Annotated in this window: 6 protein-coding genes; all 6 read right to left on the bottom strand. The window is 41.7% G+C overall.

Annotated elements, in window-relative coordinates:
- Positions 1 to 35: 35 nt before the first annotated feature.
- Positions 36 to 2435, bottom strand: coding sequence for a glucan 1,4-alpha-glucosidase (locus L1272_RS07630; RefSeq protein WP_235373118.1), 2400 nt, complete (start codon positions 2433 to 2435; stop codon positions 36 to 38).
- 12 nt (positions 2436 to 2447) lie between these two features.
- Positions 2448 to 3932, bottom strand: a complete 1485-nt coding sequence (locus L1272_RS07625; protein ID WP_235373117.1) for an MFS transporter — start codon at positions 3930 to 3932, stop codon at positions 2448 to 2450.
- Positions 3925 to 5799 carry an alpha-amylase family glycosyl hydrolase gene (locus L1272_RS07620; protein WP_442961822.1) on the bottom strand — a complete coding sequence of 625 codons (1875 nt, stop codon included), beginning with the start codon at positions 5797 to 5799 and terminating at the stop codon, positions 3925 to 3927. The genes L1272_RS07625 and L1272_RS07620 overlap by 8 nt, the downstream gene beginning before the upstream one ends.
- A 94-nt stretch (positions 5800 to 5893) precedes the next feature.
- On the bottom strand, positions 5894 to 7744 hold the full coding sequence (locus L1272_RS07615) for a glycoside hydrolase family 13 protein (protein ID WP_235373115.1): 1851 nt from the start codon (positions 7742 to 7744) through the stop codon (positions 5894 to 5896).
- Between the two features lie 2 nt (positions 7745 to 7746).
- The gene (locus L1272_RS07610) at positions 7747 to 9243 is read right to left on the bottom strand and encodes a tryptophan halogenase family protein (protein WP_235373114.1); all 1497 of its coding nucleotides are present in this window, start codon (positions 9241 to 9243) and stop codon (positions 7747 to 7749) included.
- 105 nt (positions 9244 to 9348) lie between these two features.
- Positions 9349 to 12141, bottom strand: a complete 2793-nt coding sequence (locus L1272_RS07605) for a TonB-dependent receptor (RefSeq protein WP_235373113.1) — start codon at positions 12139 to 12141, stop codon at positions 9349 to 9351.
- Positions 12142 to 12698: the final 557 nt, after the last annotated feature.

The raw sequence follows: 12698 nt of genomic DNA, 5'->3' as shown, positions 1-12698 counted from the left end.
AAGCCGCAAATGAATTGCGGCTTATTAATAAGGTATTACTTGAGGGCTTTTTCAACCACAGGGTAATGGTCCCACACATGTTTATCACTCACTGAACGGAGTAACTTAATGTATTCAGCGTGTGTCCAAGCCAGTGGTGTGGCTGAGTTTGTCCCCTCACCTAACTGATAGCCTGCTTTATTGTTGCCTACGCCATCCCAAACTTGTTCAGGTAACATCATGCCTTCATTGGCAAATGCTTCCATACCTTTTACATAGGTGTCTTTAATCGCTTGTTGCTTCATCGCATCAAGGCTATTAGTTGCGTTTGCCGCAGCGATTTCATAGTGACCACGTTCACCTGTGAAAAACGGCCATACACGACCACGTTGACCAGGGGTGTTGTTACCACCTTCGGCATAGTTGTTACCTGTCACTTCATCTTCACCGTAACCATCGTTACCATAGCGACGGTAACCAGGGAATGACCCTGAGCCATCAGCAAAATTAAAGGTGTAACGCACTTGCAGATTATCGACTAAGGTTTCGTCATCGTATTCTGGTAATGTTTTTACAATGCTTGGCGCAAGTGCATCACGAACACCATAACGTACAAGCTCTAAGAAACCACCATCAAGGATTTGCTTTTTATCAAAACCTTCACGGCCATTATTGGCGTTAAGTGTGGTTGATGAGTTTGGATCTTTGTCTTGACCAATACGAATGAAATATTCACCATCGCTGTTTTCAGACTTAAGGTTACCTTGAGTCGTAAACATTGTGCTTTCAATTTCACTGTTGTAGGTTTTAGCCGTTGCTAAGTAACGCTCTGCATTTTTAGTGTCACCTGCTTTTTTAGCAATATCAGCAGCTGTCACAAGGCCTGTAACAACCGCTGCAGTTGTTGATGGTGAAAAACCATTTTGTTCTTCCCAACGCTCTTGTTGCGTTGCTGGCGGTGTAATTTGTGTGTCGTTCCAAAGAATTTTCGCAAGGCCACCATCAACTAAAAAATCAGCAGCTGGTTTTAACATTTTGCCATACCAATCTGTCAGCTCTTGATCGCTAAGTACGCCAGCTTGATGTAGTTTCCACGCTAACATAATTGGCATTGCTGTTTGGTCAAGCTGAACACCTACCCACTCAAGCTCACCATCAACATGCGTCTTTTGTAAGAACCAACCCGTGTCACCACCATTGCCTGATGTGTTATCTGTTACTTGTACTTTTTCTAGATATTCAAACGCCGTTTTTGCGGTACGTGTATCACCCATGGCCATAAATGCCATTGCTACTTGATAGAAATCACGTACCCAAACCGCTTTATAACCGGTAGAACCTGTTTTGGCTGATACTGTTTCACCCCAAGGGTTAGAAAGTGACGCAATTAAAGCACCAGCATGAGTTTTATCTTCTTGCGCTTTTAACACCATGGCGCTGGTATAAAGCAACTTACCATTATCTGCGGTGCTGTTAGTTAATGTGCTCAAAGGTTCAAGGCTTGCTAAGTAGTCTTGCCAACCAATTGCAGCACCTTCACCGTTATATGCAGCAAGCACTTTTTGGTAGCCTTGGTTTAAACTTGCTTGACCTTCTTTTAAACTTGCAGCTTCAGTGTTACCAAAACTTAAAGCTAAATCAAAAGTGGTGTTTTTTGATACTTCGCCAAGCTCTGCAAGTAAGCTTACATTGCCCGACTTATCACCGGTATTTTGGTAAGTCGTTGAGAGTGATTGTGTTGCTTTTAACTCTTTTAAGCCATCACTAACACCTGTAAAGCCAACGCTTGCTTGCTTAAATGGTTGAGCGGCTTGTAAAGATAAAAAGTTATCATCTTGCCAAGCAACTAGGCCCTTATCAGTGACTTTTGCGAAATCGTCTAAGCCGTTGTTATCGATGTAAGGATTCACATTAACGTAGGCTTTAACACCTTCAAGGTCGGTATTAAATACGCTACGAACAAACAAAGTTTGGCCGTTTGGATCTGTAAAGATATGTTTTTCTAAGGTGAAACGACCTTGCTTATCTTTACTTACCACTTTGTAAGCAAGCGATAATGGGCGACCTGCGTCGTCTTTGAATAAATAATCAATGCTCACATCGAGATTATCGTTCTCTGTAACGGTAAAGTCTTTACCGACTACAACAAACTGCATATCTTTGATTTGCGCTTGGTGAATTAAACCAAACATGGTTTCTGTGATCATGCCTTTCGCGATTGAAAACCAAACTTTTGATACTTTGCCAGTAGCAGCTGCGTCGCTATAGTGGCCGTCTTGGTATTGCTCGTAAGAGGTACCAATACCCGTTTTACCTGAGTATGCCCAAAAAGGCTCAACGCCCGGTGCGCCTGGCGCCGACACTTGCTCAGCGACTGTATTAACTGATTGCTCTGAACTACAAGCTGTTAAACCTAACGCTAACAAGCTTGCTGTAATAAGATTAAAATTTTTCATTGTGTGTCCTTATTATTGTTGCTTAACGCGCAGCACAGCGACCGCTGCTAGTACGAATGACACTGCACCTAGCACTAACGCATAAATCGGTTGATTATCAAAAAAGTGACGTAAAATTAGGCCTAATACGCTTGCCGCTAACAGCTGCGGAATAACAATAAAGAAGTTAAAAATACCCATGTACACACCCATTTTTTTACTTGGTACTGAGGTACTTAACATTGCGTATGGTAAGGAGAGAATTGACGCCCAAGCAAACCCTACTCCAATCATTGGCCAGATCAGTAAACTTGGATCTTTGATAATAATGAAGCTGACCAGACCCAATGCACCTAACACTAGGTTGAGAGCATGGGCCATTTTTAGCCCTACTTTTTTAACAATAATCGGAATACACAGTGCTGCAATGGCAGCAAAACCATTGTAAGCGGCAAATAATACACCAACCCAATCCGCACCGTTATTGTAGGCAAGAGAGCTTGTATCACTGCTGCCGTAGTGGAAGCTAGTTACTGCCGACGTGGTGTAAATCCACATTGCAAACAATGAGAACCAGCTAAAAAATTGTACCCAAGCCAATTGTTTCATCGTTTCTGGCATAGTGAATACATCATTCACAACTTGATAAAAGCCACCACTGGTTGCGTTTTTAGCCTTTAAAGCACCAGCAATAAATTGAATAACACCAAAGCTAATCAAACCACCAGCGAGTAAATAAAGCTCTTTTTCAAGTGATAGACCCGTTACAATACCAAGTACTACTAGACCAAGAACCGTAAAGATTGCAGCGCCTTTGTTAAAGTTTACATCACTTTGAACATCACTCGAGTCATCGCTTTGCTCTTGTTCATGAAAGCTTTCAAGTTCTTCTGGTGAATATTCTTTCGTGGTAAATACAGTCCAAAACACAGCAACTAATAAAACTACTGCACCAAAGTAAAACGAAAATTTTACAGAATCTGGAATTTGCCCAGCAGGTGCCGTATTAGCAATATCGAACCAGTTAGTCATCATCCAAGGTAATGCAGACGCAACAACCGCACCAACACCAATGAAGAAGCTTTGCATCGCATAACCAGTTGCACGTTGCTTTTTCGGTAAGTTATCACTGACAAGAGCGCGGAATGGCTCCATAGTCACGTTAATTGACGCATCCATGATCCATAACATACCCGCCGCAATCCAAAGGCTTGGTGAGTTAGGCATAATGAATAACGATAACGTCGTTAAAATAGCCCCATAGAAAAAGAACGGACGACGACGACCTAACTTATTCCAAGTTTTATCGCTCCAGTAACCGATGATCGGTTGTACAATTAGACCTGTTAATGGTGCTGCAACCCAAAGGATTGGAATATCATCAACATTGGCACCTAAAGTTTGAAAAATACGGCTTACATTACCGTTTTGTAATGCGAAGCCAAATTGGATACCAAGGAATCCAAAACACATATTCCATATTTGCCAAAAGCTCAGCGTTGGTTTGTTATTATTCATAGTCAGCCTTTAAGGTAAATACTGCACTGCTTAAGCCATTCAGCTGTAGTTGAATTGGCGCATTCGTAGCTGCCTCAGAAATCACAATGTCGGCATGATTTTCTAGGTTATCAATTAACGTTAAGCCACTGTGATTAAGCTTAGGTAACAACGTTTGGTTAAGAGTAAGCTCAACATTTTGTGGGTTTTCTGAAAAGTTACTTACTACAAGCACTAGTTGTTGACCTAGCTTGCGCGTAAAAGCAATGACTTGTTCTGAGCCTGTCAATTCAACCGCTTGCATGTCACCACCAACAATGGCAGGCAGTGTGTTTAACGACATTAACTCGGTGTAGTAAGCGCGAAGATCAGCTTGCTGCTTTGAAAGCGCACCGCCATCGAATTTACCATTATTCATCCATGCTTGATGCGCAGGTACACCCATATAATCGAAAATGCTGGTACGCGTTGGGTCGCCAAAACCACCGTCCTCAGAGCCATCTTCACCGACAGCTTGACCAAAATAAAGTAATGTTGGCGAGCGCGACATCAATGTAGATACCACCATCGCTGGCTTACCTTTTTCACTACTACCAGCGAAATCTGGGCTAGCAATACGTTGCTCATCATGGTTTTCTAAGAAGTGCAGCATATGCTCTTCAATATCCGCCACTTGGCTTTGGATATCGAAAATAGTATCCGCTGATTGCTTGCCTTGCATCACAGCTTTAACCGTGTCGTAAAAACCGACTTTGTCGTAAAGGTAATCCATCTTACCTTGTTGGATATATGGGCGGTAAAGCGTTGGGTTATATACCTCAGCCAAAATAAAGGCATCGCTTTTTTGCATCTTGATTGATGAATTTAAAAAGCTCCAAAACTCAACAGGCACCATCTCGGCCATATCATAACGGAAACCATCAACACCTTTATCTAACCAATAAAGCGCGATATCGCGGAATTTATACCAGCTATTTGGTAGGTCTTTATCTTGCCAAAATGCGTAGTGCGCACGGTAATCTTTATCAGCGTAATCATCCGGTAGTGTCGGGAAATCGTAGCTGCCATCTGGTTTCACACCGTAATTGATTTTAACTGTTTCGTACCAATCATTAATGTCAGGTTTAGCGGCACGGGCTCCATTACCCGTCCATTTTGCAGGGGTTTCGGCAAACTGATTATCAGCAAGAGGATGCGGGTTACCACCTAACACTTGGTAGCTATCGCTTGTTGGCACTTGAAATGACTGCCCTGTTACATAATAAAAGTTATTATCGCGAGCATAGGTTTTCGTCGTGTCATCTTCAGCACCAAAATCCTTTACGCCTTCAGGCTTAGCAACCGACTCATAGTTACGCGCTACGTGATTTGGCACAATATCAATAACCACTTTCATACCGTGCTTATGAGTACGATTGATTAGCTCTACAAACTCTTCTAAGCGGCGCTCAGGGTTAATTGCTAAATCAGGATTAACATCGTAATAATCTTTCACTGCATAAGGCGAGCCTGCACGGCCTTTTACAACATCAGGATCATCTTGTGACAAACCGTATTCGGTATAGTCAGTTACTAAAGCATGACGCGGTACACCAGTATACCAAACATGTGTTGTACCTAGTTCTTTAATGCCTTGTAATGCTGCATCATTAAAATCAGCGAATTTACCTACCCCATTTTCTTCTAATGTGCCCCACGGTTTATTGGTGGTGTTAGTGTTACCAAATAATCGAGTGAATACTTGGTAAACCACAGGCTTAGAGATAGCTGCTTGGCTAGATTCTGATTGCTGCTGTTGCGTGTTCTGCTGTACTGGCGCATCGTTACCACAGGCAGTTAAACCTAAAACCGAAGCCACTACTAACGCAGTTAGTTTGTATGTTGTCATCATTACTTCATTTTTCTGTAAATATCAGTTCATACTAATGTTAAGGGCTGCATACGGACAGTAAATGCATACGTATTCAGCCTATTAGTTGCAATTATTCAAGCTCTATTAAGCGTGCTTGCATAGCTTTTAAGCGGATTGGCGCAGCAAGATCAACACGCTCTTCGCTGATTAAATCGCGTCCTTTATTATTGCCTTTCAGCACTTCTTGCATGTAGCTTAAATCCCAATCAATAGCTTGTTGGTTTTTGTTAAGAACAACCAATACAGTTTGGCCATTGTGCTCTCTCACATAGCTGTAAACGCCTTGCTTGGGTGAAAAATGCATTAAACGACCTTCGCTTAACGCTGGTTTTTCTTGACGAAGCTTAAGCAGTTTTTTCATGCTAGCTAACATCTCTTGCTGATCAGCTGAAAGCCCCTTACCTGTGAAGGCATTCGCTTTTTGACCTTTAAACCCACCCGGGAAGTCAATGCGAATATCACCGTGGTCATTGCTTGGCGTGTTATCGAGCAGCAGCTCAGTGCCGTAATAAATTTGTGGAATACCACGAGTTGTTAACAACAGCGTCATGGCTAATTTAGTTTTTGCAAGGTCTTGACCCAGCTCAGTGTAAACACGGCTCATGTCATGGTTATCTGCAAACACTAAAATGTTATCTGTATCAGCATACAAAAAGTCATTCGCCAGCGATTGATACACTTTAACCCAACCTGTATTCCAGCTTTCTTCTTCGTTAAGTGCTTGGATCAACGCCTCTTGTAATGAAAAGTCCATTACACTTGGTAACTCAGAGGTATAACCATCTTGATTGACTTTGCCACGTTGCCAATAAGATGCAATTGCTGGGTTGGTTGTCCACTCTTCACCAACAATATTAAAGTTTGGATACTCGGTCATAATCGCTTTAGTCCAATCGGCTAAAAATGCTTTATCTGAGTATGAATAGGTATCAACACGAATGCCGCTTAAGTTGGCGTATTCAATCCACCAAATGGCATTTTGAATTAGATACGTTGATAGTAACGGCTGGCGCTGATTTAAATCAGGCATCGTCTCAACAAACCAACCATCATTAAATTGACGTTTGTCGTATTGGCTCGCATGAGGGTCTTGAATTGTTTGTCTGGCGTGACTAGTGGCATTTTTACCGTTTTCAAACTTGCCATCAAAGTTAACCCAATCTGCCGTTGGCATGTCACTCATCCACTGATGCGATGAACCAAAGTGGTTAAGTACCATGTCCATCACTAAGCCGATACCATGCTCTTTCGCTTCTGCAGATAAGGTTTTATAAAGCGCATTACTGCCCATACGCGGATCAACTTTGTAAAAATCAGTAATAGCATAACCATGATAAGAATAACTTGGCATGTCATTTTCAAGCACCGGTGTTAACCAAAGTTGCGTTACACCGAGGTCCTCAAGGTAATCTAGGCTATTGATAACACCTTGAATATCACCGCCATGTCGGCCACCTTTAAAGCTTGGGTTTGCAGCCTCCTGCATACCTGCAACACTATCGTTACTTGGGTCACCATTTACAAAGCGATCAGGGTTTATTAAATAAAGCGTGTCTCTATTTGTAAAGCCATGACGATTGGCACTTTGCTTATCACGCTCATTTAACGGATAAGTAAAGGTGGTGCCGTCTTCAGCTTTAAAAGTCAGTGTTCCCGCCTTTGCATTCTCGCTGATGGTTAAATCTAAAAACGCGTAGTTAGGGTTATTTGTTGTTGTCACCCCTTTAAACTCAACGCCTTTGTAAGGCACCATTTGCCACGCTTTGTTAGCAATATTGTTATCGTAAAGCATGACTTGTAATGAGTCGTTTTGCATCCCTACCCACCAGTTTTCTGGTGACGCAGTAATTGCAAAACTTGCTGTTGAGTTAAAAAGTGTAAATGCGGTTGTTAACGCTAAAAATGTTTGTGTTTTTTTCATAATTAATTTTGTACTTTTTCTAAGAATTGATTGTGGGTCGGCAACTGCTCGACAGTGCTATTAATCAAGGTTTTTAAATTGCTAAATAACTCATTTAATTGCTTATCAGATAACGCATCTGTTAAAGGATGGTGATCCTCTGCGATAAGCCCTTGCCCTATCATTACTTGCTGCCATGCGATTTCGGCAAATAGCTCATCGTCTTCTCTAATTAGCTTGCCGCTGGTTTTAAATAGCTCAATTTTCTTTCTGAGACTGCATGGAATATCCATGCCTTTACAAAAACGCCAAAACGCACTGTCATCACGCTCAGTAAGCTTGTAATGAAGAATAATAAAATCACGAATTCGCTCAAATTCTGTTTTACTTTGTTGATTAAATTCATCTACAAGGCTTTGTTTAATACCTTGATGAGGAAAAAACTTAATTAAACGAATGGCTGCACTTTGAATTAAATGAATACTGGTCGATTCTAATGGCTCTAAAAAGCCGCTTGATAAGCCGACCGATACCACATTTTTATGCCACTGCTTTAAACGGCGGCCTGTTTTAAACTTAATAACACGCGGCTCTGTCAGTGGTTTGGCAGGTAAATTATCCAAGAGTTGTTGTTTTGCCGCTTCGTCTGATAAGAAACGAGAAGAATACACAAGCCCGTTGCCTACTCGATGCTGTAATGGTATTTGCCACTGCCAGCCTGAGTCTCTTGCAATTGAACGTGTATAAGGAATTGCATCCGAAGCTGATTCACTTTGCACCGCAATCGCGCTATCACACGGTAACCAATGCGACCAATCTTCAAAGCCGGTATTAAGTGTTTGCTCTATTAATAAAGCACGCAAACCGGTGCAATCAATAAATAAGTCGCCGTCTATTTGCTCGCCATTTTTAAGTAACAAAGAACGAACATGCCCGCTTTGATGGCATTGATTAACCGATTCAATTTTGCCTTCAATGCGTTTAACGCCCCGAGATTGCGCCAACTCTTTTAAGAATTCGCCGTATCGAGTGGCATCAAAATGATAGGCATAATGTAAGCCCGCCAACTGAGTGTTAGGAATGTGCTTAAGGTGAGCAAATTTATGCGCTTTTGCTGCTTGGTAGTTAAGTGAAAAATCCCAAAAGTCAGGCGCGTTTTGTGTTTGATTTGCTTTTAGCCAAAAATGATAAAACTCACAAAACGGAAAATCTTTACCTATTTCACCAAAGGCATGCATGTAGCTGTGATCTTGGCTGCGCCAATTTTCAAACTCAATACCGAGCTTAATCGTTGCACCAGTGGCCTTAATAAATTCTTTTTCAGAAATGCCTAGCGCACCATTTAGATGCAAAATAGGTGGGATGCTTGCTTCGCCTACACCAACAGTGCCAATCTCTGCTGACTCTACCAGCGTGATATCAATTACTTTGCCCAGTACTTTATTAAGTAATGCAGCGGTTATCCACCCTGCTGTGCCACCACCGGCAATCACGACCTTGGTTATTTTTTTTGTTTCCATAGTACACCTAACGCCAATTTCTATTCATTGAGTGTAGCTCACTGATATAAAAAAGCCCTTGTAAAACAAATCACAAGGGCAATTTTCTATCGCTGTTTTAGCTAATTACAGCTTGTAGCTGAAGCCTAACAGGAATGTACGACCGTAGTCTTGGTAGTCACGTACTTGAAGTGAGTTATCACCTTGTAGTGACGTGAACGGCTCTTCTGTGATGTTCTGTACTTGGAAAGTGACAGATAAACCGTCAAGGCTCTCTACACCGCCTTCGCTAAAGTCATAACCAACTTGAGCATCCCAAATTGTTTCGCCTTTAATGTCAACTTGTGTAGTCGCAAAACCTAAACCGTATACGTCACCTTTAAAGTCGCTACGCTTACGCATGCTAGTACGCGCTTGGAAACCGTTACGCTCAAAGTAAACTGTTAAACTATCGATTTGGTCAGATAAACCAGGTAGCTCATAATCGTTACCATTTTGGTCAGTTAAGTCTTGCTCAACACCTGTATGGCTTGCGATTAAACCAAAACCATCAAGTGACTCGCTGAACATAGTGAATGGTAGAGTTAATGAAAGCTCATAACCCCATAGGTCACCAGAACCACCGTTCACTTTACCTGAACCTGTGCCAGTTGAAGTCGCAGGAATTTCACCAGTAGACGGATCAGCTACACCGCTCATGTCGATTTCATAAGTACCATCGAAAATCCACTGAGTGATATCTTTATAGAATACAGCTGCAGCGAAGTAACCTTCTTCATGGAAGTAGTTTTCGTAGCTTAAATCAAAACCAGTTGCTTCTTTTGGCTCAAGCTCAGGGTTACCACCTGATACACTCCAATAGTTACCGTTTTCATCTGGTTGTTGATTGTAAGTAGCGTTAACTGACGCGTTCATTTCGTCTAAGCGAGCACGAGAAATGGTTTTCGCGGCACCAAAACGTACTGTTTGCTCTTCATCAATTGCAAATGATAAGTTGATGCTTGGCAAGAAGTGGCTGTAGTCATGGTTTACATCTGTTGGTGATACAACAACTAAACCATCCACAGTGTTAGCTGCGAAGCCTTGTGAAGACTGTTCAGTTTTCACATAACGCACACCAACGTTACCTGTTACAGGGATAGAGCCCAGCTCTGCATTAATGTCAGCTTGAGCAAAGAACGCTGTTACTTCTTCTTGAACTGTCCAAGACTGTGTCTTGTGTTTTGAATCAGTTAAGCTTTCTTGAAGCAGGCTATAGTAACCATCATTCACTAGACCGTTGGTATCGTAAGCAACCATGTTGCCCATGCCAATGAAATCAAGGCTAGCTGACCCTAAACGGTATTGCTCTGGGATTGATAACATACCCGGGTTTGATAAAGAGAAGTCTTTTAATGTCATGAAGTAACCTTCAGACACTTTGCTCTTTTCACGGTCGCGGTAAGACATACCAAATGACACACGGCTGATGTACGCGTTATCAAGTACTTTGCTAGCCGCAAGCTTCAATGTGCTTAGTTCATCATTGATTTCTGGCGCATTGATGAAACCATCTTGCGCAGTATTTTGATAAGCAGTATCAGTTAGACCGTACTTATCGTTAAGTGCAGCACTTGCACCCCAAGATAATGGGCCACCAAGTTGAATTAAGTCATAATCGCTGTAATCAAGGTTATGGCTGAATTGTGCGCCTGTGTTACCACCGTCAAACTCATAACCAATCGTATCAGCAACACCATTTGCATCACCACGACCTGTACCTGAGTAGCTTTCGATACTCCAGATTTGACGCTCAACTTCAGAGCGGCTTACATCAAATTCTACTGACCAATCATCGCTGATGTCGTAATTTGCATTAAAACCAAACTGAGTTAGCTCCGCGTTACGCTCTTCGTAGTCATTACGAACAACAACACGTTGGCCTTCTGTTACTGCGCTTGTGATGAAACCAGAATCTGCGTCAACAACAGCTGAACTTGGGTCAATTGAACCTTGGCCCCATGCAAATGGCACTTCGATACCACGTAAGATTTTCTCATCAGAGAAATCTACATATAAAGCATCAAAGGTCATGTTCAGGCGTTCAGTCGGCGCAGCTTCAATAACAAGCATGGCTGTATCACGTTCAAGCGTTGATGAACGTACGAATGGCTTAGCACCACCTAAGATTGAGTACGTATTACCATCTTCACCTGTAAACTCAGGGTAACCCCATGCGTTCCAACGTTTCTCTTGGTTTGGAGAACTCATCGTGTTGTATGCAAATGCAACACCGATTGTGTCATCAGCAAATTGATCAATATATGAGAACGTACCACGGAAACCTTGATCGTCACCGTCTGGGTTTAATTTATCAAAACCCGTTTGTTCGTACTGGCCATTGAACATGATAACTTGCTCACCTTTGCTTAAAGGTTTAACAGTTTGCATGTCGATAACACCAGCGATACCTTCTGCTTCAATGCCTGCGCTTGGGGTTTTGTATACCGTTACGCCACTCATAATTTCTGATGGGTAAAGGTCAAATTCAACGCCACGGTTGTCGCCGATTGAAACTTGCTCACGACCGTTGAATGTTGTTGCACTTTCGTTTTCACTGAAACCACGAACACTTACACGACTAGCTCGACCGTCTAGACGTTGTGCTGTTAAACCAGGAAGGCGTGCAATTGATTCTGCAATTGATGAATCAGGTAATTTACCGATATCTTCAGCTGAGATTGACTCAACAACTTCAGGAGTGAAGCGTTTAGTATTAATAGATTCTACAACACTGCCACGAAAACCTTTTACTTCGATAACTTCAACGTTGTCGTTTTTTGTTTTTTGGTCTTCTTCTTCTGCAGCATACACTACAAAGCTATTTAAACCTGCGGCTGTTAAAGCCAGAGTTAATATACTTGGTTTGAACATAGACATGATGTTTTCCCATTACCCAAATTGTAATGTCAACGTGTTGCAGTTATTCATGAACATAATAGCTGTTATTCGCTGACTGATTTTGTTGTCGAATTGAATATTAACGCCCTGGTTATTTTCTTAACAAATTTATGCATACGTATTCAGCGTAGCTCATCATTACAAATATTAACACCATCTTTACAAATCCACCCCATAACCGATTGAATATAAATGATTTATCAATTTTACTGTGTAAATTAATAGTAATGAAACATTTTCGCTATATTTTCGCCCCCAATTTGGTTACAGAAATAGGTGCTAGGCCATTTATCCCGCTTAAATGGTGACTTAACGCAATAATAATAGGAACGCACATGGAACAATGATAATTGGTCTTACCAATAATCACATTGCACCATTCTGGTGTAAGCCAGCTATATTATGCACCACGCTGGCGTTTTGAGTTGGAATAAGACAATTACTTTACTAATTGGTAAATTTTACGGCGCTAAATTTATGCTGCTCAATTTTAAATCAAGTTAATAAGTTTTACTGAGGACAGAGGTGAATTTGGC

The organism is Pseudoalteromonas sp. PAST1 (assembly GCF_021532515.1).
In the GTDB taxonomy this organism is placed as follows: domain Bacteria; phylum Pseudomonadota; class Gammaproteobacteria; order Enterobacterales; family Alteromonadaceae; genus Pseudoalteromonas; species Pseudoalteromonas simplex.
Note: the sequence above shows the minus strand (reverse complement) of the source record. Positions and strands in the feature narration are given on the sequence as shown.

What these genes read in the sequence shown, in the direction of transcription:
- L1272_RS07615 (WP_235373115.1), bottom strand. Translation starts at nt 7,744, where the DNA reads ATGAAAAAAACACAAACATTTTTAGCGTTAACAACCGCATTTACACTT.
- L1272_RS07610 (WP_235373114.1), bottom strand. Translation starts at nt 9,243, where the DNA reads ATGGAAACAAAAAAAATAACCAAGGTCGTGATTGCCGGTGGTGGCACA.
- L1272_RS07630 (WP_235373118.1), bottom strand. Translation starts at nt 2,435, where the DNA reads ATGAAAAATTTTAATCTTATTACAGCAAGCTTGTTAGCGTTAGGTTTA.
- L1272_RS07605 (WP_235373113.1), bottom strand. Translation starts at nt 12,141, where the DNA reads ATGTCTATGTTCAAACCAAGTATATTAACTCTGGCTTTAACAGCCGCA.
- L1272_RS07620 (WP_442961822.1), bottom strand. Translation starts at nt 5,799, where the DNA reads ATGACAACATACAAACTAACTGCGTTAGTAGTGGCTTCGGTTTTAGGT.
- L1272_RS07625 (WP_235373117.1), bottom strand. Translation starts at nt 3,932, where the DNA reads ATGAATAATAACAAACCAACGCTGAGCTTTTGGCAAATATGGAATATG.